At 70.7% G+C, this 22,613-nt stretch carries 18 protein-coding genes and 2 tRNA genes; 3 read left to right on the top strand and 17 right to left on the bottom strand.

The window, feature by feature from the left end; genetic code table 11:
* Window positions 1–59: 59 nt before the first annotated feature.
* The gene (locus tag OG852_RS32250; protein ID WP_330349803.1) at window positions 60–1,007 is read left to right on the top strand and encodes a hypothetical protein; all 948 of its coding nucleotides are present in this window, start codon (window positions 60–62) and stop codon (window positions 1,005–1,007) included.
* Between the two features lie 126 nt (window positions 1,008–1,133).
* Here OG852_RS32250 and clpX read toward each other — a convergent pair whose 3' ends face one another.
* The 5 genes from clpX to OG852_RS32225 form a co-directional block, all read right to left on the bottom strand.
* Window positions 1,134–2,423, bottom strand: a complete 1,290-nt coding sequence (clpX, locus tag OG852_RS32245) for an ATP-dependent Clp protease ATP-binding subunit ClpX (RefSeq protein ID WP_133911624.1) — start codon at window positions 2,421–2,423, stop codon at window positions 1,134–1,136.
* A 180-nt stretch (window positions 2,424–2,603) separates the two neighbouring features.
* The gene (locus OG852_RS32240) at window positions 2,604–3,284 is read right to left on the bottom strand and encodes an ATP-dependent Clp protease proteolytic subunit (RefSeq protein ID WP_133911623.1); all 681 of its coding nucleotides are present in this window, start codon (window positions 3,282–3,284) and stop codon (window positions 2,604–2,606) included.
* A gap of 751 nt (window positions 3,285–4,035) precedes the next feature.
* The gene (locus tag OG852_RS32235) at window positions 4,036–4,644 is read right to left on the bottom strand and encodes an ATP-dependent Clp protease proteolytic subunit (protein WP_030967072.1); all 609 of its coding nucleotides are present in this window, start codon (window positions 4,642–4,644) and stop codon (window positions 4,036–4,038) included.
* Window positions 4,645–4,926: 282 nt separating this feature from the next.
* Entirely contained in the window at window positions 4,927–6,339 is a 1,413-nt protein-coding gene (gene tig / locus OG852_RS32230; RefSeq protein WP_330349802.1) for a trigger factor, read from the bottom strand.
* A 224-nt stretch (window positions 6,340–6,563) separates the two neighbouring features.
* A tRNA-Pro gene (locus OG852_RS32225) sits at window positions 6,564–6,640 on the bottom strand.
* A 165-nt stretch (window positions 6,641–6,805) separates the two neighbouring features.
* On the opposite strand from OG852_RS32225, the gene OG852_RS32220 reads away from it, so the two are divergent.
* A tRNA-Gly gene (locus tag OG852_RS32220) sits at window positions 6,806–6,876 on the top strand.
* Window positions 6,877–6,951: 75 nt separating this feature from the next.
* On the opposite strand, the gene OG852_RS32215 is transcribed toward OG852_RS32220, so the two are convergent.
* Window positions 6,952–7,146 carry a hypothetical protein gene (locus OG852_RS32215; protein ID WP_030779494.1) on the bottom strand — a complete coding sequence of 65 codons (195 nt, stop codon included), beginning with the start codon at window positions 7,144–7,146 and terminating at the stop codon, window positions 6,952–6,954.
* Window positions 7,147–7,523: 377 nt separating this feature from the next.
* Here OG852_RS32215 and OG852_RS32210 point away from each other — a divergent pair, with 377 nt between their 5' ends.
* Window positions 7,524–8,672, top strand: coding sequence for an acyltransferase family protein (locus OG852_RS32210; protein ID WP_330349801.1), 1,149 nt, complete (start codon window positions 7,524–7,526; stop codon window positions 8,670–8,672).
* A gap of 95 nt (window positions 8,673–8,767) precedes the next feature.
* On the opposite strand, the gene OG852_RS32205 is transcribed toward OG852_RS32210, so the two are convergent.
* From OG852_RS32205 to OG852_RS32155, 11 genes are all read right to left on the bottom strand, one after another.
* The gene (locus OG852_RS32205) at window positions 8,768–10,189 is read right to left on the bottom strand and encodes a DUF6177 family protein (RefSeq protein ID WP_133911620.1); all 1,422 of its coding nucleotides are present in this window, start codon (window positions 10,187–10,189) and stop codon (window positions 8,768–8,770) included.
* 43 nt (window positions 10,190–10,232) lie between these two features.
* Window positions 10,233–14,210 carry a type VII secretion protein EccCa gene (gene eccCa, locus OG852_RS32200; protein WP_133911619.1) on the bottom strand — a complete coding sequence of 1,326 codons (3,978 nt, stop codon included), beginning with the start codon at window positions 14,208–14,210 and terminating at the stop codon, window positions 10,233–10,235.
* Window positions 14,211–14,268: 58 nt separating this feature from the next.
* The gene (locus OG852_RS32195) at window positions 14,269–15,498 is read right to left on the bottom strand and encodes a nucleotide-binding protein (RefSeq protein WP_330349800.1); all 1,230 of its coding nucleotides are present in this window, start codon (window positions 15,496–15,498) and stop codon (window positions 14,269–14,271) included.
* 19 nt (window positions 15,499–15,517) lie between these two features.
* The gene (gene eccD / locus OG852_RS32190) at window positions 15,518–16,873 is read right to left on the bottom strand and encodes a type VII secretion integral membrane protein EccD (protein ID WP_330349799.1); all 1,356 of its coding nucleotides are present in this window, start codon (window positions 16,871–16,873) and stop codon (window positions 15,518–15,520) included.
* Window positions 16,874–16,949: 76 nt separating this feature from the next.
* Window positions 16,950–17,252, bottom strand: coding sequence for a hypothetical protein (locus OG852_RS32185; RefSeq protein WP_133911616.1), 303 nt, complete (start codon window positions 17,250–17,252; stop codon window positions 16,950–16,952).
* 37 nt (window positions 17,253–17,289) lie between these two features.
* The gene (locus tag OG852_RS32180) at window positions 17,290–17,733 is read right to left on the bottom strand and encodes an HD domain-containing protein (protein WP_133911840.1); all 444 of its coding nucleotides are present in this window, start codon (window positions 17,731–17,733) and stop codon (window positions 17,290–17,292) included.
* A 133-nt stretch (window positions 17,734–17,866) separates the two neighbouring features.
* On the bottom strand, window positions 17,867–18,814 hold the full coding sequence (locus OG852_RS32175; protein WP_330349798.1) for a hypothetical protein: 948 nt from the start codon (window positions 18,812–18,814) through the stop codon (window positions 17,867–17,869).
* Entirely contained in the window at window positions 18,807–19,205 is a 399-nt protein-coding gene (locus tag OG852_RS32170; protein WP_133911615.1) for a hypothetical protein, read from the bottom strand. Before OG852_RS32170 ends, OG852_RS32175 begins: the two co-directional genes overlap by 8 nt.
* 41 nt (window positions 19,206–19,246) lie before the next feature.
* Window positions 19,247–21,856 carry an ADP-ribosyltransferase gene (locus tag OG852_RS32165; protein ID WP_330349797.1) on the bottom strand — a complete coding sequence of 870 codons (2,610 nt, stop codon included), beginning with the start codon at window positions 21,854–21,856 and terminating at the stop codon, window positions 19,247–19,249.
* Window positions 21,853–22,239 carry a DUF6507 family protein gene (locus OG852_RS32160; protein ID WP_330349796.1) on the bottom strand — a complete coding sequence of 129 codons (387 nt, stop codon included), beginning with the start codon at window positions 22,237–22,239 and terminating at the stop codon, window positions 21,853–21,855. Before OG852_RS32160 ends, OG852_RS32165 begins: the two co-directional genes overlap by 4 nt.
* Before the next feature lie 33 nt (window positions 22,240–22,272).
* A complete protein-coding gene (locus OG852_RS32155; protein ID WP_133911613.1) occupies window positions 22,273–22,587 on the bottom strand; it encodes a pore-forming ESAT-6 family protein in 315 nt (104 codons plus the stop codon).
* Window positions 22,588–22,613 lie beyond the last annotated feature (26 nt).

Here is a 22,613-nt window from a genome sequence, read left to right as displayed (position 1 = left end):
AGGTACTGGGTTTGAGCCAGGATGTGAAAATCACATAAGCATCTGGAGGGGAACCCAGAATGAGTCACAACCAGCCGGGCCCGTACGGCGGGCAGCCCCAGCAGCCCGGACCGTACGGCCAGCCCGGCCCGTACGGCCAGCCGCCGCAGGCGCCCCAGCCCGGCTACGGCTACCCCCAGCAGCCCCCGGCCCCGCAGCCCGGCTACGGCTACCCGGCGCAGCCCCCGCAGGCCGGCCCCTACGGCCAGCAGCCGACCGTCGCCTACGGCCAGCAGCCCCCGTACGGCCAGGCCCCCTACGGCGTCCCCCAGCCCCCGGCCCCGGGCGGAGGCGGCGGCAAGAAGGTCGGCATCATCCTCGGCGCGGTCGCGGTGGTCGTGGCGATCGGCGTGGGCGCGTTCTTCGTGCTGGGCACCAACAGCGGGGCGGGGGGCCTGGAGGACGACGGGCCGCACAAGCTGACCGCGCCGACCTCCCTGCTCTCCTCCAAGTACAAGCGGATGGGCGACTCGGCGGAGGAGGCAGCGAGTTCCAGCGACGCGAAGGACCTCGCGAAGGCCGGGGTCACCGACGCCACGTCGGTCGCCGCCCTCTACTCGACGATGGACCTGACGTCCCTGGACACCAGCGACCCCGACGCGCTCGTCAAGGCGCAGACCGCCGAGAACGTCACGCTCGCCGGCATCTACGGCAAGGTGGCGGACCCGCAGAAGGCACTGGACACCACCTTCACACAGATGAAGGCCGAGTCCGACAGCGACGTCAAGCTGATCGGCGACGCGCAGACCGTCGAGCCGGACGGCCTCGACGGCGCGGTCATGAAGTGCCAGCAGGCGGAGACCGAGAACGCCGTCACGAAGAAGACGCAGAAGACCTACATTTGCATCTGGGCGGACTACAGCACCATGGGCGTGGTCGAACCCACCGCCGGAGCCAAGACCTACACGCTGGACGAGTCGGCGAAGATCGCAGCCGGCGTACGCAAGGAAGTCCGCGTCAAGGCCTAGAGGATGTTTCGTAAGTCCTGTGCGGGTGCTGTGCGGGACTTTCGAAACACCCCCTGGCCGCCGCAGTGACGACGGAAGGGGCCCCGGTCGGTCGACCGGGGCCCCTTCACCTGTACCGCTTCGGCGTCACGCCGTCTTCTGCTCGCCCGGACCCCGGCCGCCGCGCTGCTCACGCGGGATCAGGGTCGGGTTGACGTTGGAGTGGACGACGTCGGCCGTGATGACCACGCGGGCCACGTCCTTGCGGGACGGGACCTCGTACATCACCGACATCAGGACCTCCTCCATGATGGCGCGCAGACCACGGGCGCCGGTCTGGCGGAGGATGGCCTGGTCGGCGATGGCCTCCAGCGCCTCACGCTCGAAGTCGAGTTCCACGCCGTCGAGTTCGAACAGGCGCTGGTACTGCTTGACCAGCGCGTTGCGCGGCTCGACCAGGATCTGGAGCAGGGCCTCGCGGTCCAGGTTGTGGACCGAGGTGATGACCGGGAGACGGCCGATGAACTCCGGGATCATGCCGAACTTCACCAGGTCCTCGGGCATGACGTCCTCGAACTGGTCCTTGGCCTCCAGCTCCCGCTTGGAGCGGATCGTCGCGCCGAAGCCGATGCCCTTGGCGCCGGCCCGGGACTCGATGATCTTCTCCAGGCCCGCGAAGGCGCCGCCCACGATGAACAGGACGTTCGTCGTGTCGATCTGGATGAACTCCTGGTGCGGGTGCTTGCGTCCGCCCTGCGGCGGGACGGAGGCCGTGGTGCCCTCCAGGATCTTCAGCAGCGCCTGCTGCACACCCTCGCCGCTCACGTCGCGCGTGATGGAGGGGTTCTCGCTCTTCCGGGCGACCTTGTCGATCTCATCGATGTAGATGATCCCGGTCTCGGCCTTCTTGACGTCGTAGTCGGCGGCCTGGATGAGCTTGAGGAGGATGTTCTCGACGTCCTCGCCGACATAGCCCGCCTCCGTCAGCGCCGTGGCGTCCGCGATGGCGAACGGGACGTTCAGCATGCGGGCGAGGGTCTGTGCGAGAAGGGTCTTGCCCGAGCCCGTGGGGCCGAGCAGGAGGATGTTGGACTTCGCCAACTCGATGGCGTCGTCGCGGCCCTGGGCTCCGCCGTTCTCACCGGCCTGGACCCGCTTGTAGTGGTTGTACACCGCGACCGAGAGGGCCTTCTTCGCGGCCTCCTGGCCGACGACGTACCCCTCCAGGAACTCGTAGATCTCGCGGGGCTTGGGGAGTTCCTCCCAGCGCACCTCGCTCGTCTCGGCGAGTTCCTCCTCGATGATCTCGTTGCAGAGATCGATGCACTCGTCGCAGATGTACACACCGGGCCCTGCGATGAGCTTCTTGACCTGCTTCTGGCTCTTGCCGCAGAACGAGCACTTGAGCAGATCGCCGCCGTCACCGATGCGTGCCACGGTGTGCTTCCCCTTCGCCTGGGAGACGCCTGGACACTTTCGAATCCAGCGGCTCCTGGTGCTGCCTTATTCCGACGGTACCTTGCCGGGACCCCCGTTCGGGCCCCCCTTGGCACGGTTCGCTTCCGCGTGGACCGTGTCACACCGTGCCAAGGGGTACGGACGAGAGGGCCCAGTGCGTCAACGCAGAGAGCTGTTGTTCATCTTCCGGGTGGAGATGATCTGGTCGATCAGGCCGTACGACAGGGCGTCCTCGGCCGTGAGGATCTTGTCGCGCTCGATGTCCTCGCGGATCTTCTCGATCGGCGTGGTCGAGTGCTTGGCCAGCATCTCCTCGAGCTGCGAACGCATCCGGAGGATCTCGTTGGCCGCGATCTCCAGGTCGGAGACCTGACCACGGCCGGTCTCACTGTACGGCTGGTGGATCAGCACGCGCGCGTTCGGCAGGGCCATGCGCTTGCCCGGCGTACCGGCCGCCAGCAGGATCGCGGCGGCGGAGGCCGCCTGGCCCATGCAGACCGTCTGGATGTCGGGCTTGACGAACTGCATGGTGTCGTAGATCGCCGTCAGCGCGGTGAAGGAACCGCCGGGGCTGTTGATGTAGACCGAGATGTCGCGGTCGGGGTCCATCGACTCCAGGCACAGGAGCTGCGCCATGACGTCGTTGGCGGAGGCGTCGTCGATCTGCACGCCGAGGAAGATCACGCGCTCCTCGAAGAGCTTCGCGTACGGGTCGTACTCGCGGATGCCCTGGGAGGTGCGCTCGACGAAGCGCGGGATGACGTAGCGGGACTCGGCGCGGGGGCCGGTGTACTCGGCCGCCGTGCGGGCGTAGAGGCCGCTGCCGGGGAAGTCGTTCACGGTGTCTCCTGGAGAGAGGGTGGGGCGGTGGGCTGGGAGGGGCGGGCGGGACTCTGACGGCAGGATCCCTCTGGGTCTTCGACGGCGACGTCCTCACGGTCGTGGTCCCGGCGACTCCGGCCGTTCCGGTGGGCCTGGGCCGTTCCGGTGGCCTCGGTCCGTCCGGTGGCCTCGGCCGGTCCCGGTCGGCTCCACGAGGGCCTCGGGGACTCCGTGGGGGCCCTGACGGGCTCCACGGGCTCCACGGGGGCCTCGGGGCTCCGTGGCGGCCTCGTGACCCCTGCGGGGCCCGTGGAGGCCTTCACGGGGCTCATGGGCCGCCTTACGGGACCTGTCGAGCTCTCGCGGGACCTGCGGGGCCTGCGGGGCCGGTGGTCCCTTCCGGGACCGGTGGGCCTTTTCGGGACCTGCGAGCCTTCGGGACCTGCGAGCCCTTTGGGGACCTGCGACCCCTTCCGGGACCTGCGAGCCCTTCGGGGACCTGCGATCCCTTCCGGGACCTGCAAGCCCTTTCGGGACCTCAAGCCCTTCGGGGCCGGCCCTTGCGGGGCGTGAGGCCTTCCGGGGACCGCGGGCCGCTGCGGGGGCGGGGCCGTGCGGGCTGCCGGGTCACCGTGACCGGTGAGGTCCGGTGACACCCACAAGTCTCCATCGACGCGGTGGGATCGTGCGGACCCGGCGTCCCGGGAGGTCACCCGGGCCTCGGTCGTCGGCCGTGGACCCGTCGGGGACCGGTGCCGTCGGTCGTGTCCTACGCCGCCCCGGTGCCGCCGCCGCCCGGCATGCCCGCGGCCGTGGGGATGACGTCGTCGATGAGGCCGTACTCCTTGGCCTCGAACGCGTCGAACCAGCGGTCGCGGTCCGAGTCACGGGTGATCTGCTCGACCGACTGGCCGGTGTGCTGCGAGGTGAGCTCGGCCATGCGCTTCTTGGTGTGCAGCAGCCGCTCGGCGTGGATCTTGATGTCCGAGGCCGAGCCGGCCAGGCCGGCGGAGGGCTGGTGGATCAGGATCTCGGCGTTCGGCAGCGCGAAGCGCTTGCCGGGCGTGCCCGCGCTGAGCAGGAACTGGCCCATCGAGGCCGCGAGGCCCATGGCGATGGTCACCACGTCGTTCTTGATGAACTGCATGGTGTCGTAGATCGCCATACCGGCCGTGATCGAACCGCCGGGGCTGTTGATGTACAGGTAGATGTCCTTGTCCGGGTCGGCGGCAAGGAGCAGCAGCTGTGCGGTGATCTTGTTCGCGATGTCGTCGTCGACCGGCTGGCCGAGGAAGATGATCCGCTCGCCGAGCAGCCGGTTGTAGACCTGGTCGCCGAGGCCACCACCGATGGAGGGCTCGCCGGCGGCGTAGGGCATCAGATTCGTCACGTCTCCACCTGCTCGTCTTACGACGGCGCCGGGCCGTCTCACGTGTACTGCCGGGGGCAACGGGGACTCCCCTGCCCTCGTATTCATGGACCCTAACGCGCGGCTCCCTTCGGAGAATCCCGGAGAGAGGGGTGTTCGCCCGGGGCGTAGCGGCGCGTAACGGTGCGCATATGCGGACGGGCCCCGGAACACAGGGTTCCGGGGCCCGTCGCACATGCCTCAGAGCGGACTCGGAGGAGACTCTGAGAAGAGCCGGAGGGAGCGCGAGGCTCAGCCCTCGGTCTTCTCCTCGGCCTTCTCCTCGCCCTCGGCGTCGGCGTCGGCGGCCTCGGCCGTCTCGGCGGCGGCCTCGTCCTCGGTCTCGTCCTCGTCGTCGTCGAGGTCGACGATCTCGCCGTTGGTGTCCTTGACGGTGGCGGACTCCACGACCGTGGCCAGGGCCTTGCCGCGGGCGACCTCGCCGACCAGGAGCGGAACCTGGCCGCCCTCGACGACCGCCTGGGCGAACTGGTCGGGGGACATGCCGGAGGAGGCGGCGCGGCGCATGAGGTGCTCGGTGAGCTCCTCCTGGTTCACGTTCAGCTTCTCGCGCTTGACGAGCTCGTCCAGGACGAACTGGGTCTTGATGCCCTTGACCGCGGCCTCACGGGTCTCGGTGTCGAACTCCTCGGCGGTCTTGCCCTGGATCTCCAGGTACTTGTCGAGGGTCAGGCCCATCTGGCCGAGCTGGTGGTGCTCCAGGTTGTGCTTGCGGGTGTTGATCTCGTCCTCGAGGAGCTTCTCGGGGACGGGCACCTCGACGAGCTCCAGCAGCTTCTCGAGGACGCGCTCCTGGGCCTGCGTGGCCTGGTCGTACTGCTTCATGTTCTCAAGGCGCTTGCGGCTGTCCGCCCGCAGCTCCTCCAGGGTGTCGAACTCGGAGGCGAGCTGCGCGAACTCGTCGTCCAGCTCGGGCAGTTCGCGGGCGGCGACCTGGGTGACCTTGACGGTGACCTCGGCCTCCTTGCCGGCCGCGGAGCCGCCCTTCAGCTCGGAGGTGAAGGTGGCCTCGCCACCGGCCTCCAGGCCCTTCACGGCGTCGTCGATGCCCTCGAGCAGCTCGCCGGAGCCGATCGTGTAGGAGACGCCGTCGGCGACGCCGTCCTCCAGGACCTCGCCGTCGACCTTGGCCTGCAGGTCCACGGTCACGACGTCGCCGTCCTCGGCGGCGCGCTCGACCGGGGAGGTGGAGGCGAAGCGCTCACGGAGCTGCTCGACGGACTTGTCGATGTCCTCGTCGGTGACCTCGACGGCGTCGACCTCGACCTCGATGGAGGAGAAGTCCTCGGGGAGCTCCAGGGCGGGGCGGACGTCGACCTCGGCGGTGAAGTTCAGCGTCTCGCCGTCCTTCAGCTCCGTGATGTCGACCTCCGGCTGACCGAGGACGTCGATCTCCGCCTCGTTGACCGCCTCGGTGTAGAACTTCGGAAGCGCGTCGTTGACCGCCTCCTCCAGGACCGCACCGCGGCCGAACCGCTGGTCGATGACGCGGGCAGGGATCTTGCCCTTGCGGAAGCCCTTCACCGTGACCTGCTGGTTGATCTTCTTGTACGCCGCGTCGAGGCTGTCCTTGAGCTCCTCGAAGGGCACCTCGACAGTGAGCCGAACCCGGGTCGGGTTCAGGGTCTCCACGGCGCTCTTCACGGTTCGGTCTCCTTGTGGCTGACTTCTTGGGGTCCGCCGGAGCCCGACAGGCCCGGCGATTCGCCGCCCGGGAGGATTCTCCGGCCGAGTGGGCCGGGACACACGAGCGCGCAGCTTGCATAGTAACCGCAGCGGCTGAGCCGCCCAAAAGACGGTCACCGGCCGATCACCGGCCGGATGCGGAGGGTGATCGCACGGAAGGACGGCGCTCATGATCGCGCTGGTGGTCGGGGTGGCGGGATTTGAACCCACGGCCTTCCGCTCCCAAAGCGGACGCGCTACCAAGCTGCGCCACACCCCGTCTGGTGCGACACGTAGGGTACATGCCCGCAGGCCGTCCGACCGCAGCATTTGCGGAGCACGGGGAGCGGAGGGGGGCGCGCGGCGGGAAGGGTGTGCGGGCAGTGGTGTCGACCCGCTACGATGCGTGCAGTGCCGCGCTCGGCTGACCTGCGGCGCGATGCGTGCGGGCGTAGCTCAATGGTAGAGCCCTAGTCTTCCAAACTAGCTACGCGGGTTCGATTCCCGTCGCCCGCTCTGTACGTCGAAGGCCCGGGTGAGAGGTCGGAATCCTCTCCCCTGGGCCTTCGGCGTGTTCCGGGGTCCCGGCGGTCAGAAACTGATCGAGTTGATCGTGTCCGCGAGCGAGTCGAGGAACCGGTTGATCGACGGTGCCATGCCGGTGGAGGCGAGGAAGAAGCCGAAGAGGATGGCGACTATGGCGGGGCCCGCCTTGATGCTCCCCCCTCTGATCAGCACCACCAGGATGATGGCCAACAGCAGCACCACTGACAGTGAAATCGCCACGACTGATCACACACCCTCGCTAGGTCCGCACTCCCGAGACCATCGTGCCACCAACACGCCCTCCCCATGCGGCCCGTGACGCATCATTGCGGACACCGTTCGCGCGCGGATGCTCTGCACGGCAATTCGAGGCGTACCCGCCACAGGAATTGAAGGAGATCGTTTCCGTCTCCACACAACGTGTGCGCAGGTATTTCGAATTATGGCCGACGGCACGTCAGCACCAGCCACACAACGGGGGTTATGCACCTTTTAGTCGGGATGAATGCCGACATTGCGGACAGCCGAGGGGGTAAGGCTCCTTACGGGCTCCCGCAATTGCGAGAATGACCTGGGGTGTTTTACGAATACGCACAAGCGACGCTAGGGTGCCTCAAATGTTCCACGCCGTCTCGTCTCTCGTTCAGAGCCCGCGCTCGTCCCAGAACCAGAACGACCAGCACCACCCGGCCCCGGACAGATCCCCCGGCCGGCCGTCGCAGCCGCCCTCGGGCCGGCGTGACGCGTTCTTCGACAACGCCAAATACCTGGCGATCGTGCTGGTGGCCGTGGCGCACTCCTGGGAACCGCTCAAGGGCGACAGCCGAGTGCTGCAGGCGGCGTACCTGGTCGTGTACGCGTTCCACATGCCGGCGTTCATCCTCGTCTCCGGGTACTTCTCCCGCAGTTTCGACGCGAGCCCGAGCCGGATGAAGCGGCTGGTCACCGGGGTCGTCGTCCCGTACGTCGTCTTCGAGACCGCCTACTCGCTCTTCAAGCGCTACGCCGACCACAGCCCCGGCCAGGAACTCAGCCTCCTCGACCCGTACTACCTGACCTGGTTCCTGATCGCGCTGTTCATCTGGCGGCTGACCACTCCGCTGTGGAAGGCGCTGCGGTATCCGCTGCCGGTCGCGCTGGGCATCGCCATGCTGGCCTCCGTCAGCCCCGACATCGGCGACGACCTGGACCTGCAGCGGGTGCTTCAGTTCCTGCCGTTCTTCGTACTGGGGCTGGGTCTGCGGGCCGAGCACTTCCGCCTGGTGCGGCGGCGTTCGGTGCGGATCGCGGCGGTGCCGGTGTTCGTGGGCGCGCTGGGCTTCGCCTGGTGGGCGGTGCCGCGGATGAACGGGGCGTGGTTCTACCACCGGGACTCCGCGCAGGAGCTGGCCGCTCCCTGGTGGGTGGGGCCCGTCATGCAACTCGCGTTGTTCGGCTGCTCGCTGGTGCTCGCCGGCTGCTTCTTCGCGTGGGTGCCGGGGCGGTCGCTGTGGTTCACCTCGCTCGGGGCGGGGACCCTGTACGGGTACCTGCTGCACGGGTTCCTCATCAAGGGAGCGGAGTATCGGGGGGTGTTCGACCACCGCTCGCTGCATGGCCCTCTCGGGGAGATCGCCGTGAGTGTGGGTGTCGCGGTCGCCGTCACGCTGTTGTGCACCTCGCCCGTGCGGCGGGTGTTCCGGGGGGTGATCGAGCCTCGGATGGACTGGGCGTTCCGGAAGGATCCCCTGCGGGGGGCGCGGGAGAGGGAGAAGGTCTCCGCCTAGGCAGGGTGGGGGGCTGTGCGTGGGCGAGTGCGGGTGGTGCCTCGCTTCTCGCGCAGGTCCCCGCGCCCCCTCAGGTCCGCCGCCCTGACGCTTCTTCAGCCCTTCAGGTGGGTCATCAAGCCCTCGAAGTCCTTCCAGCCCGACAGGTCCGACGGGTTGCCCGGGAAGGGGTAGTAGAGGGCCGGGCGGGTCTTCGGGCCCAGTTCGCGGGGCTTTTCGCGCAAGGGTGTGCGCCGGGCCCGGTCGCCCGGCATCGTGCGGACCTCCTCGGCGCCGAGGACGAAGGCGTACGGGACTCCCGGGCCCTCGAAGCGGGGTGGCACCGCGAGGTCGCGGCGGGCCCTGCGGACCTGGACGAGCATCGACTGGAGGTCGTGGCGGGTGGCCAGGATCTCCGCCGCCTTCATGATCGAGGCGTCCGTGGGGACGGTCTCGCCGGGGCCGTAGCCGAAGGCCAGGGTGACGTCCTCCTCGACGCCTCCCTTGGTGCGGGAGACCCGGACCGTCGCCAGGGCCGGGCGTTCCGGGGTGCCCACGACCACCAGCCAGGTCGGCGCCGGTGCGCGTTCGAACGCCACGTCCGTCACCTGGCGCAGCGACCAGGGCAGGTTGGCCGGTTCCTCGGTGCCCCAGCCGGCCGGCGGCTCGCCGGTGATCTCGCGCCAGACCGCCTCCAGGGCACCGCCGAGGACGAGCCGGTCGTCCGCCGGGTGGACACAGCGGAAGGAGATCGCGAGCTGGCGCTCGCCGGAGTCGGCGATCTCCTGGGTGAAGGACTCGGCGACCGGGGTGCGGGGGTCCTCCGGGGTGGCGTCGGGGGACTCGACCGTCACGAACAGGCCGTTCGCCCAGGTCAGGACCGCGCCGGACAGGCCGTCGTAGTAGCCGCACTTCTCGTCCTGCACCACCCAGCGCGAGGGCCAGCCGGGCAGGGCGCCCCGGACCGTCGGGGAGAGGCGGGTGCCCGCCGGGGTCACGATCTGGAGGCCCAGTTCGGCTTCGGCCGCCGCGCGGAACGTGTGCGCGAGCCAGGCCGTCATGGCCACCACCGGGCGGTCCTGGATGACCACGGCGACCTTGTCGGTGAGCACGTCCACGGCGGGCTGCGCGGCGGCCGGCACGGGGACGGCGGTCATGCCCTCGGTGTTCACCACGGCGAGCGAGGCCGCGGCCTCGCGGGGCCAGGCCGTGCCGCCGACCAGGGTGGCGACACGGGCCGCGAAGGTGCCGGCCAGGGCCTCGGCCTCGCGCACCCCCGTGGTGGCGCGGGCCTCGGTCCACCAGTACGGGACCTCCGGCTCGTCGGCGCCGAGGAGTCGGTGGGCCTCTCCCCGTACCTGGACGAGCAGCGGGGCCTCGACCGAGAGCAGGGGGCGGCCCTGGTCGTCGTGCAGGCGGACCAGCGCGCCGTCCTCCTCCGCGCCGACCAGGGTGTCGGGGCCGCCGGAGAGCAGTCCCGCGATCACGCTGAGCGGGTCGGGCATCTTCTTCGTCAGCGCGACGACGTCCTTCGTCATCGGTTCTCCCCCTCGTCCCCGCGGTCGTTCGTCATGGGTCTGGCTACCTCGTCCCCGCGTAGACGGTCTGGATCAGTCGGTTCGGCTCGCCCCTGCGGACCAGCACACCGCGTCCCGGCGGCTGCTGGGAGGCGTAGACACCGGTGAAGAGCTGGCCCTCGCTGCGGTCGCCGGACATCACCAGCGCCGCCGCGCCGGACTCGCGCAGGCCCATCAGCAGCGGCTCGTACAGGCCCCGGGAGGCACCAGCGACCCGCCGGGTGAGGACGAAGTGCAGGCCGATGTCCTGAGCGGAGGGGATGTACGGGAGGAAGGGGGCGAGGGGTTGCTGGCCTGCGGTGGTGAGGACGTCGTAGTCGTCGACGAGGATCACGATCCGGGGGCCGGAGAAGCTGCCGGGCTCCAGGTCGGAGGCGTCGGTGCTCTCGTCGGGCAGCCGCTTGTCGAGTTCGGTGGCGATGCCCGCGGCGAGGCCGGCGGCGAGCTTGGCGTTGTAGGCGTAGCCGCCCCGGTACTCCTCCGGGATCGCGCCGCGCAGGCCGCGCCGCGGGTCCATGATGCCGAAGACCAGCTCGTCGTCGCCGTAGCGCTCGATCAGACCCTGGGCGATCACCTTGAGCAGATTGGTCTTGCCGCACTCGCTGTCGCCCATGATCAGCAGGTGCTGGTCGTGGTGGAACAGGTCGAGCAGGACCGGCGCCAGGTGGGTCTGGTCCAGGCCGACGGCGACCCGGCGGGGTTCGGCGGACGGGCCGGGCAGCATGGGGGGTTCGAGGACGTGCGGGAGGACGCGGACGGGCTGGGCGACCTCGCCGGTCCAGGTGGCGCGGATCGTGCGGGCGGCGCGCTCCAGGACCGCGCCGAGGTCGGCGGTGTCGGCGAGGCCGTCGGTGCGGGGCAGCGCGACCTGCGCGAACAGCTTGCCGTCGGTGAGGACGCGGCCCTTCTCCTCGGGGGAGAGGGTCTGGGCGAGCTTGCGTTCGATGCTGGACTCGCTGGGGTCGTTCAGGCGCAGCTCGACCCGGGTGCCGAACTGGGACTGCGTAGCGATCCGCACGTCGTTCCAGCGGAGCATGCCCGCGACGACGTGGATGCCGTAACCGCCGCCGCGCTTGAGGATGTCGACGACCGCGTCGTCCAGTTCCTCGAAGTCGTCGCGCAGGGCGCCGAAGCCGTCGATGAGCAGCACGATCTCGGTGGAGGCCAGCTCGGGGAGGCGGCCCGCCGCACGCAGGGTGCGCAGTTGTTCGAGGGAGTCGATGCCGTGGACGCGGAAGAGTTCCTCGCGCTGGTCGAGCATGCCGCGCACGGAGTCGATGGTGCGGGCGGCGCGCTCGCGGTCGGCGCGGCCCGCGACCCCGCCGACGTGCGGGAGTCCGGCGAGCGCCTGGAGGCCGCCGCCGACCAGGTCGAGGCCGTAGATCCCGACCTCCTGCGGGGTGTGGGTGAGCGCCAGGGAGAGGGCGAGGGTGCGCAGCAGGGTGGTCTTGCCGGACTGCGGGCCGCCGATGACCGCCGCGTGGCCGCCCGCCATGGTGAGGTCCAGGTACCACTGGCCCTGCCACTGCTTGGTGGGGTCGTCGAGGACGCCCAGCGGCACCTGGAGCGGGCCGCGCCGCTTGGCGAGCTGGGTGCCGCGGGGGCCGACCTCCAGAGGACCGGCCACCTTGTCGAGGGCGATCGCCTCGGGCAGCGGGGGCAGCCAGATCTGGCGTACGGGGCGGGCGCCGGCGTGCTCGATCTGCTGGACCATGACGCCCATCTCGGTGGGCCCGGTCTCGCGGCGCCGCATCTGCGGCTCCTGCGGGGCGGCGCCCTCCTCCTGGCCGAGGGTGTTGTACGCCGCGTACTCCAGGGCGAGCGGGCCGGTGTCCTCCTGCTCGCGGCGCACCGGGCCGCTGTAGGCGCCGGAGACGTAGCCGGCCTTGAAGCGTTCGTAGTGGCTGGTGTCGACCTTGAGGTAGCCGAAGCCGGGCAGCGGCGGGAGGTGGAAGGCGTCGGTGGTGTCGAGGACCGTGCGGGACTCGTCGGCGGAGAAGGTGCGCAGGCCGAGCCGGTACGACAGATAGGTGTCGAGGCCCTTGAGCTTGCCGCCCTCGATGCGCTGGCTGGACAGCAGCAGGTGGACGCCGATGGAGCGGCCGATGCGGCCGATGGAGAGGAACAGGTCGATGAAGTCCGGCTTGGCGGTGAGGAGTTCGCCGAACTCGTCGATGACGACGAAGAGGTGCGGCAGCGGGTCGAGGTCGGGGCGCCGCTCGGCGCGCAGGGCGGCGTAGTGGCCGATGTCGGCGACGTTGCCGGCGTCCTTGAGGACCTGCTGGCGGCGCTTGACCTCGCCGGCCAGGGAGGCGTGGACGCGTTCGACGAGCCCTGCCTGGTTCTCCAGGTTGGTGATGACGCCGGCCACGTGCGGGAGTTCAGCGAAGGGAGCGAAGGTGGCGCCGCCCTTGTAGTCGACGAGGACCATGGCGAGGTCCTCCGGCGGGTGGGTGGCGACGAGGGCGAGGACCAGGGTGCGCAGCAGTTCGGACTTGCCGGAGCCGGTGGCGCCGACGCACAGGCCGTGCGGGCCCATGCCCAGTTCGGAGGACTCCTTCAGGTCGAGCAGGACGGGTTCGTGGGAGTCGCTGACGCCGATGGGTACGCGCAGGAAGGCGCGTTCGCCGCGCGGCGCCCACAGCCGGGTCAGGTCGAGGTCGGCCACGTCCTCGATGCCGAGGAGCTCGGCGAAGTCGACCGGGCCGGAGAGCGGGGCGTCGGCGGCCATCGAGTCGGCGGACAGCCGGAGCGGTGCGAGCATGCGGGCGAAGCCCTCGGCGAAGGGCACGCCGATCTCGTCGACCGTGCCGTGGGCGCCGATCGGCTCCTCCTCGCGCAGGTCCTCGATGGCGATCCGCTCGCCGTCGACGGTGATGCGCACGCCGACGCTGCCCGGCTCCTGCACCCGTTCGTCGAGCAGGTGCAGGAGGGTGACGCCCATCTCCCGCAGCCCGACGGCGTCGTCGGGCCGGGGCAGGTCCACGGCGTCGTCGCCGTGCGCGTCGGCGACGACGAGCAGCCGGGAGGTCATGCCGAGGGCGTCCTTGCCGGACAGACCGCGGCGCACCTCGGCCGCGAAGGAGGCCCGGCGGCGCAGCTCGGGGCCGATCTGCCGGGCCAGTTGGGGCACGGAGGGCGCGATCCGGCGGGCCGCGACGGGGCCGTCGTACTGCTCGGAGTCGAGCAGATGGGGCAGCCACTTCGCCCATTCCCAGTCGGCGATCCGCTCGCCGGGCGCGGCGAGCGCGAACGCCACGTCGTCGGGGGCGTGGGTGGCGGCGGCCTGGACGAGGAGGGCGCGGGCGACCCTCAGGGTGTCCTCACGGGCGCCGATGACGCTGATGTTGCCGACGCGGTCCAGCGGCACGGTGAGCGGCAGATCGGTGCCGGTGCGGAAGCGGGCCATCAGCGCGGACGCCTCGTTCAGCATGAACTGGTCCGGCGGGGTCAGCACCGACGAGCCCTGCTGACCGACCTTCAGGTCCCGGACCGGCATCTCGCCGGTGCCGACCCGCACCCGCAGGAAGTCGCCGTCGACCCGTCGGCGCTCCCACAGCCGCGCCGGGTCGCGGACGATGTCGTACAGCGCGTCCGGCGGCGGGTTGAGCACCTGGGCGGTCTCGGCGCGCTCGCGCTCCTCCCTGCTGAGCTCCTCGCGCAGGTCCTCCAGATAGGCGAGGTAGGCCTCGCGCTGGGTGCGGCGGGTGCGCTGGGCCTTGCCGCGCTGGGAGAAGACCAGGGTGAGCGAGCCGACCAGGGTGACGACGAGGATGATCGCGCCGAGCCCGGCGAACTGGCTGTTGCGCACGACCGTCATCATCACGACGGAGGACATCACGCCGGCGACGGGCAGCAGCGAGGTGGCGATGGAACCCGCCTTGCCCTCGGGCAGGTTGGGCGGGGCCTCTATGGTGCGCGGCTCGGAGGCGGCCGGCGGGCGGGTGGTGCGCGCCGGGCGGTGGATCAGTCGGGTACTCATCGTCTGTCCTTCGGGGTTCCCTGCGAGGGGGCCTTTCGAGAGGTCCTGTCGAGGGAGGTCAACGGCGCTTCTGGGACAGTTCGAAGACCTCGGCGGCCAGCCGGGTGACGGCCTGCCGGGTCGGGCGGGCGAGCAGATCGGTGCGGAGGGCGCCGCCGGCCGCGAGATGGCGGTCGTACGGCAGGACGCGGACGCTCGCGCCGGTCGCCTTGAGCTGCTCGGCGGCCTTGTCCAGGTCGAGTCCGGGGTGCGGGGCCGTCTCGGTGAGGACGACGACGGTCGTGGTGGTGATGTCCCGGGGCAGACCGCGCATCCACTCCAGCACCGAGCGGGTGCTGGCGATGCCCTCCAGGGTGGCGGGCGCGGTGAGCACCCGGGCCTGGGCGGCGGACAGGGCGGTACGGGCCACCTCGGCGGGCAGGGTCTCGCAGTCGACGACGGTCACCCCGAAGTAGCGGCGCAGCGACACCATGACCCGTTCGTAGCCGCGGGTGTCGAGCATCGCGCCGACCTGTCCCTGGCTGCCGGGCAGCAGCCAGGCGTTCTCCGGGAGCTGGACGAGGTAGCCGGTGATGTCGAGCAGGGACATCTGGGGTTCGACGAGGGCGGCGAGGTCGCCGGTGGTCCAGCGCAGACTCTCGGCGCCGAGCCTGAGCGGCAGCGAGCCGAGCGCCGGGTCCGCCTCGACGAGGAGCACCGGGTCCTGGCGGTAGTGGGCGTAGGTCGCGCCCAGCAGCGCGGCGACGGTGGTCTTGCCGGAGCCGCCGCGGATGGAGGTGACGGCGATCTGCCGGCCGGTGGTGACCGGACGCTGGAGCACTTCGGCGGTCGCGGTGGTCTCGGCGACCTCGCGCGCGGCGGAGGACGACACGGTGCGGCGTACGGCGCGCAGGGCGCGGGTGGTGAAGGGCTCACCGTGCCGGGGCTTGAGCCCGACGGCGGCGAGGCGCTTGTCCACGACGGGGCGGGTGTCGGGGGCGGCGCGGCGGGGGGGCTGCTGGGGGGTGGGCTGGGGGGGCTGTTCGGCGTACGGCTGCGGCTGCGAGGGCTGTTCCGCGTACGGCTGCGGCGGCTGCTGCTGCGAGGGATAGCCGTAGGCGGGCTGCGGTTGGTGCTGCTGAGGCTGCTGAGGCGGGTAGCCGTAGCCCGGGCTCTCGGCCTGCGGGCCGGGCGCCTGGGCGTTCTCCGCCGCGGGCTGCTGCGCGGGTACGCCGGGCCGCGGACCCCCGGGTCCGCCGCCCCTCAGGTCGCGCAGCACGTCGTTCTGCCAGTTCTCACCGCTCGGCATGTCGCCCTTCCCCCAGACCTCAGAACTTGTCGAGCAGTTGCCCGTAGATGCCGAACACCCCGACGGCCAGCGGGAACAGACCGATCACCCCGAGGGACTCGACGAGATCGGCCAGTCGCCGCAGCCGGATCCGGACGTGCTCGGGCGGTTCGATCGCGAGGACCAGCAGCGGCAGCAGCGCCGCGGCCCCCAGCAGGGCCAGCGCACCGGCGCCCCCCGCGTGGTCCAGCCAGAGCACGGCCAGGCGTACGACGAGCACGGCGGCCGCCGTGAACAGCGCCACGACCTCAGCGGCCAGCGGGAAGGCCCGGGCCCGGGACAGCAGCACCACGGCGGTGAGCGAGGCCAGGGTGACCGTCCACGCGGTCGGCTCGTCGGCGGTGGTCAGCAGCCAGCCGCCGGCGGCGGCCGAGGTAGCGGTGACGACGGTGGCGAGCGCCAGGCCGCGGTGGGTCGCCGCGAGCGCGTTGGAGACCTGGTGCCGGCTCACCGACACCCCGGAGGACCGCCTGTCGTCCAGGCCGGTGAGCCCGGAGGCCATCAGCGCGAGCCGCGGCAGCAGCCCGAGCAGCACCACGGAGAACACGGTCATCACGGCGCCGAGCCGGTCCGGACGGTCCTGCACGGCGGCGACGGCCTCCCACACGGCGGCCATGCCGACGGCCGCCCCGGCCCCGATGAGCCCGCCCCGGCCGAGGGGCGAGAAGTAGGCGAGCAGCACCAGCGTGAGGACGACCGCGGCGACGACACCGGCGAGACGGGCCTCGCCGGACCAGTCGTGGGCGTCGGCCGCGGTCCACGCGGTGAGCAGGCCGAGTCCGCCGGAGGCGGCCAGCAACGCGGTCGCCAGTCCCCGGTTGCCGTCGCCGATCTTCGCGACGACCGCGCCGGCCAGCAGGAACACCGCGGTGGTGACGGCGAGCGCGGTGGCGACGGACGCCGGCGCGAACTCGCGCCGGGCCAGGACGGCGGCGGCCACGGCGAAGACGACGGTGGCGACCCCGGCGCTGACCCGGCGGGCGGCCGGGCGCCAGCGCCAGGCGTGCAGGTCGAGGTCGTCGGCGACGAGGTCGGTGACGTCGTGAACGACGGGCGCGGGGGGCGCGGCGTGCGCCCGGACGAGCTGGAGCACGGCGCCGTCGGCGACCTCGGCCGAGGACAGCGTGGCGTCGTTCGGCAGCACCGAGCCGTCGGAGGTGACCAGTTGACGGGTGGTCGGCCGGGCGGCCACCCGGTCGTCGAGCAACCGCAGTATGTCGGGGAGCAGTTGGCCGATGGGCGTGTCCGACGGAAGTACGAGGTCGGCGCGCCGCCGTTCACCGATCAGGGTGATACGGCTGAGCTGGGTCCGAGACGTCGTCGCAGTGCTCACCACTCACCGGAACCTATCATCGCGTCTTTCCGGCCATCCGGCCGATTTGCCGTGCACCCGACACCCATGCTCGTCCTCTTCACCGCTTCTCCCCACTCGCGCCTGTGGACGGGCTGCTGCTCGCGGGATCGTAGAGCTGCTCCTGCTGCTGTTGCTGCTTCTCCTGCTCGGCCTTCTGCTTGGCCAGCGTGGCCTGCAGGAAGGACCAGCCGACGCAGCCGGCGCAGAGCACGGCCGCGATCGCTATGCCCGCGAACACCTTGCCGAGCCGCTCGTCCAGCGTGCGCCGGCCGCGCTGGGCGCCGAACAGCAGCGCGTCACGCATCCGGCGTCGCCGCACCGCCACCGACTCGAGCAGTTGGCTGTCGTAGTCCCGTGCCATTCGTCGTCGTCCTGTGCGTAGCTTCTGTGGTGTGCCGTCAGTCCTGCGGGGTGAGGCCGAGGTACTGCCTCATGGCGCTGTACTTCCGCTCCAGCCGGGCGCGGGTCGCCTCGTCGAGTACGGCGAGACGGCCCGGGTCGGCGTTGTGCGCGAGGTCGGCCGCCTTGACGAGCCGGGCGCCGGGCGTGGCCAGGATCCGCCGCGCGTACGCCTCGGGCGGTTCGCCCTCCCGCTTGGTCACGGCGAGGACGACGTCCTTGGTGCGCTGGTCGAGGTCGGCCTCGTGCAGCCACTCCTCGCTCAGCGCCCGGTCCTCGACGGCGTCGTGCAACCAGCCCGCGGCGATCAGCTCCGCACCGCCGCCCCGGGCGCGGACGCCCTCGGCGACGGCCCGCAGATGCTCGGTGTACGGCCGGCCTGCCTTGTCCGTCTGCCCGGCGTGCGCGGCACTCGCGACGGCCTCGACCTCGGCGAGGCTCATCGTCACGGCGCGCGCCTTTCCTCGTGCCCGTGGTGCAGCATGCAAACTCCCCCTTACTTTGCCCGTGCAACATAAGGCACGGGGGGCGGGGGCGTACACCCGGGGTACGGGGTTGTCCGCCCGGCCGCCTCGGTCACGACCCCTGGGTCAGCCCCGTCACGATCATGAACAGGACCCACAGCACGGGGACGAGCGCGACGTACGCCAACGGCCGCCGGTGGACGGGCAGGCCGGGGTCGACCTGGGGCCCGTGCCGCCCCGGCGCCGGGGCCTGCAACTTCTTCACCTTGCGGGCGACGACGAGGTTGTGGACGACCGTGAACGGCGTGAACAGGAACAACGAGAACGGGCTCCACCACCCCTGCCACAACGTCCGCGTGGTCAACTCCCGGTACACCGCGACCCCGCAGGTCGCACACATCGTCCCGCTCTGCTTCCCGAAGGTCATCAGGATCAGAATCCCGCGATGGGCCCGGAAGGTGACGTGCACGGCGGGGCCACCGGCGCAGAACATGCAGGCGGTGCTGGGAGCTTGGGGATTCCCCGGGTAGGCGGCGTACCCGGGATGGCCCTGCGGCGCCGGATACCCGTACGGCCCGGCCTGCTGCGGCACACCGGCCGGGTGGGGGTTCTCCGTGGGTCGTTCAGGGGTCGCAGGGGCGCTCGCCCGTGGGTCCGGGCCGCCCTCGGCGAGGGACGTGACGGCGTCCGCGTTCGGAGCATCGGCGAGCGAACCCGGCAGGACCCGGCCGCGGTTGCCCTCAGGGCGGGACAGCATCTCCGCGAGGGCCCGGGACGGCGGAACACCCCGCCCCTTGGCCTCCTCCAGCCGGGCATGCCAGTGACCGCCCTCGGCGAGGGCCCGGCCTCCGGCCGCCTGTCGGGGTTCCCAGGCGGCGGCGTCGTCCTCGTCGTTGGCCCACACATGGCCGAGAACCGCACCGCCCTGCTTGTCGACCACCGTGACATACCGCACGGGCTTGTCGGTCCGGGTCCGGTACCGCGGCGGGCCCGGTGACACGAGGTTGAAGTGCACGTCCTCGTCGAAGCGCGGGTTGATCCCGTGCACCGGTTCAGCCACCGGCGACCCGTTCCTTCAGAGCCGCGAGAGACGGGGCCTCCATGAGGGAGCTCGGGACGGCATGGCTCAGTTTGTTGTCGTTCGCACCCTGCGCCAGCTCGGCGAGGAGCGCCGTGGGCGCGAGCCCCCGGGACTTGCCGCTGCGCAGCGCCCGCAGCCATGACGCTCCGGCGTTCACCGCGCGCGGAGGAAGCCCCGGCGGTACCACCCAGCCGGCCGCGTCGTCGGCGTCGTTGGCCCACACATACCCGATCACCGCGCCCGTCCCGTCGGCGACGCTGAGGTGCGCGACGGGCCCGTCCGTCTGCCGGCTGTACGTCGGAGGAGGGTCCACCTCGGTGAACGGAAGGTCCTCGGCAAAGCGCGGGTTGATCGGTCGTTCACTGCTCATGACGTCCACATTTCTTCAGCTCTCCCAGTTCCGCAACGAGGCTACGGCCTCGGCAGAACCTCCCCGTAGACGTGCCACTTCCCTGCTTCGTCCAGGAAGACGCGCGTCACCTTGTACTTGCTGCCGCGGGCGAGGAGCAGTTCCCGCTCCCCGGGGTACTTGGACAGGTGGTCCAGCCAGAGGGCGGGTGTGCCCTCGGGTACCCGCAGATGCATGTAGACGGGCTTCTGGTCGAAGGGAGGCGGCGGCCCCTCCCCCAGCGCGGTGGACGTGTAGGCCTTGTCGTCGAAGACCCGGCCCTCCATGTCCAGCGGCGATTCCAGATTGAGGTGGTCGATGGCGGTGCCGCGGACCACCATGATGTTCTCGGGCACGGGGCGGGTGCCCATGACCTTGTCCATCTCGTCGATGGTGTGCACGATCGAATCGGGCACGTCGTTGCCGAAGCGCAGATGGCCGTTGATGTCGTCGTAGGCGTTGCCGGTATAGGTGACCAGCGACTCCCTCGACTCGGTGGGCAGGTCGTCCAGGAAGTCGTTCCAGTACGCGTTGCCGTAGTCCCACCCCGCCTTGTTGCTGACACTGGGCGCGGGATTCGTGCCGTGCGCGAGCTCGGCCTGGGCGACCGCGTGCTTCTCGGCATCCGTGAGCGCGTCGAAGTCGTCCCCGGACATGAGCGGCTTGTACTCGAACGGCTCTCCCGCCCCGGGATGCCCCGGCACATCCGGGCCCGGGTGGCCCGAGGTGACCGGTACGTCGGTGCCGTGGTGGGCGCCGGTGTCGAGGCCCCCGTCGCCGACGTCCACGTGGTCCCAGGCGCCCGCGTGGTCACCGGTGTGCGCCGCGTCGTCCGCGTACCCCGCGCCGTCGTGACCGGCGCCGTCGTGACCGGCGCCGTGCGAGCCGTCGTGCGGGTGGGCGGCCGGAGTGTCGTGGCCGCCCGTGTGCGGGGCGGTGTCGTGCGGGGTGGTCTCGTGCGGGGCGGTGTCGTGCGGGGTGGTGGTCGGTACGTCGTGCGTCGGGCCGGTCGCCGGGGTGTCGTGGTACCAGGCCGAGGGGGTCGTACCGGAGTGCGCGCCTGCCGAGACCGCGTCGCCCGTGCTGTGCGGGATACCGCCGTGGATCCCGTCCGAGGTGGCGTGCAAGCCGCCGGTGTACGACCCGCCGCTCCCCGTGGAGTGCGGGATGCCGCCGTGGATCCCGTCGCTTGTCGCATGGACGCCGCCGGTGTACGACCCGGTGCCCGCCGTGGAGTGCGGGGTACCGCCGTAGATCCCGTCGCTGGTCGCATGCGCCCCGGCGTACGCCCCGCTGTCGGCCGTATGCGCGGCGTACGACGGCGTGGGGCCCGGTGTCTGGGTCGTCCAGTGGGACGGGAGCCCGGAGGGTGTCTGGTACGACGCCGGGACGGACTCGTGCGGGACCGGTGTGGTGTCGATGGTGCCGTCGGGCGAGACGAGGTTGCCGTTCGGCTCCAGCAGACGGCCGTCGGGAAGGTGGACCGAGCCGTCCGGGAGCGTGGGCATGTCGATCTTGCCGAGGCCCTTGAGACCCTTGGCGATGTCGCCGATCTTCGACAGACCCGCGCCCGCGCCCTTGGCGATGTACGTCATCGGGTCGATGACCTTGCCCGCCTTACCGGCGATCGACAACGCCTTCGCCACCGCACCCGCCTTGCCCGCACCCGCCGCGGCGCCACCCGCACCGCCGGTGAAGACCGTGGTCAGGACGTTGAAGGTGACCGCACCGGCCGCCCGGCCGGGGTTCTTGCCCCACTCGTCCCACGCCACCAGCGCCTTGCCCGTCTCCTTCATCGCCGTGCGCGAGTCACGGATCCAGGAGGGGAGCTTGTCGTCCGGGATGAGCCAGAACGCCGTGCCCACCCCCGGGACGGACGCCAGCGCCAGACCCGTCGCCAGCTGCGCGAGACCCTTCCACGCCTGGCCCATCGCGTCCCAGCCGCCGAAGCCCACCAGCGTGCCCAGGCCCTTGATCGTGCCCCAGATGCCGTCCACGATCAGGCCGTCCCACACGAACGACTTCACCCAGTGGCCGACCTCGTACCAGTGATGCCTCTCCTCCACCGGGTCACCCCAGGGAAGCTTCGCGTTCTTCAGGTCCTCCGCGTTGAAGCCGTACTGGTCCTTACGCTCCGAACCGTCCCCCGCCACCATCTGGGTCCCGCCCCAGATCGCCGTGATCTTGTTGTGGCAGGTCCGCTCCGCCGCCCAGAACGCCGCCACCGTCGCCGTGATGTCGTCCCGCAGCCGATTGTGCTCGTCGACCTTGTCGCCGTCGTACTCCCACTCGTCGTCGTCCTTCACGGAGTCGACGAAGGTGGTCGCCTTGGTCTTGAGTTCCTTGAGCTTGGAGACGAGGGGCCGGATCTCGGTGGCGTAGGAGGACAGCGCGGACGACACGGTCTCGAGGTCCGTCGCGAAGTCGTCGGCCCGGTCCTGTACCGGCTTGGTGGTGCCGAAGAGCTGCTCCGCCTCGGGCGCCTTGTAGAACGCCGACAGACCCTGGAACTGGGTGTTGACGTCCTTACCGGTGTCCCGGACGTTCCCGGCGTCCTTCTTCAGACTCGCGTGGTCCAGCTCCAACTGCGCCAGGTCACCGGTGAACTGGGGGATCTGCTCGGGCTTGATCACGCCTTGCCCGTCCCCGGCATGTCCAGCTTCGGCGCCTTCAGCGTATTGCGCTGCGCCTCCAACGCCATCTGCTCATCACCGTTCAGATACGCCGTCGTGGCATCCACCACGCCCTGCAGCGACTTCCCCGCACGAGCAGCCACGTAGGACAGATCCTTCGACGCCCGCTCCGCATACTGCGACAACGCCAACGCCACCAGACCGCCCTGCGCCTGCTCACCACCCGCCGCCGGCGCATCCGCGGAAATCGTCCCCGCACTCGACGCCGCCGACGTCAGATGCTCACCGAACGCCGTCGCATGCTTCTGCAGATGCGACGCCGTCTCCCCCGTCGTCTTCAACACACCCGAAATACCCTGCGGTTGCAGATCCCAGCCCGGCACCCGCCACACCCCCGTTCCCTACCAGAAACTCCGTCAGCCGATGTTGTCCACCGCGGCCTTCGCCCGCTGGATCGTCGACTGCGCCGTACCGTCGTTCTGCTCCAACGTCGACTTCAACAGACCGATGATGTTCCGCACCTCAGTCGACGCACGATTCCACCGCTGCTCCTTGCCGTGATACTCATCCGCCACCCCATCAGCCGTGAAATCCGCCATCGCAGCCTTCACCTGACGATCACGCTGACCGATCACCTCCTCCAACCGCGCCACCACCGCCTGGATGTTCCCCTGCGCATCCGCAGACGCACCCGTGTCATACGACCGACGATCCGAACCCGCACCAGCCATCACACACTCCCCGTAGAACCGAAAGA

Source organism: Streptomyces sp. NBC_00582 (assembly GCF_036345155.1).
GTDB lineage: Bacteria > Actinomycetota > Actinomycetes > Streptomycetales > Streptomycetaceae > Streptomyces.
The sequence above is the reverse complement of the archived record's forward strand: the minus strand, read 5'-3'. Positions and strand labels throughout refer to the sequence as shown.

Coding starts and splice junctions, on each gene's coding strand:
- OG852_RS32250 (WP_330349803.1), top strand. CDS start 60: ATGAGTCACAACCAGCCGGGCCCGTACGGCGGGCAGCCCCAGCAGCCC.
- OG852_RS32235 (WP_030967072.1), bottom strand. CDS start 4,644: ATGCCCTACGCCGCCGGCGAGCCCTCCATCGGTGGTGGCCTCGGCGAC.
- OG852_RS32210 (WP_330349801.1), top strand. CDS start 7,524: ATGTTCCACGCCGTCTCGTCTCTCGTTCAGAGCCCGCGCTCGTCCCAG.
- OG852_RS32205 (WP_133911620.1), bottom strand. CDS start 10,189: ATGACGAAGGACGTCGTCGCGCTGACGAAGAAGATGCCCGACCCGCTC.
- eccCa (WP_133911619.1), bottom strand. CDS start 14,210: ATGAGTACCCGACTGATCCACCGCCCGGCGCGCACCACCCGCCCGCCG.
- OG852_RS32195 (WP_330349800.1), bottom strand. CDS start 15,498: ATGCCGAGCGGTGAGAACTGGCAGAACGACGTGCTGCGCGACCTGAGG.
- OG852_RS32185 (WP_133911616.1), bottom strand. CDS start 17,252: ATGGCACGGGACTACGACAGCCAACTGCTCGAGTCGGTGGCGGTGCGG.
- OG852_RS32180 (WP_133911840.1), bottom strand. CDS start 17,733: ATGAGCCTCGCCGAGGTCGAGGCCGTCGCGAGTGCCGCGCACGCCGGG.
- OG852_RS32170 (WP_133911615.1), bottom strand. CDS start 19,205: ATGAGCAGTGAACGACCGATCAACCCGCGCTTTGCCGAGGACCTTCCG.
- OG852_RS32155 (WP_133911613.1), bottom strand. CDS start 22,587: ATGGCTGGTGCGGGTTCGGATCGTCGGTCGTATGACACGGGTGCGTCT.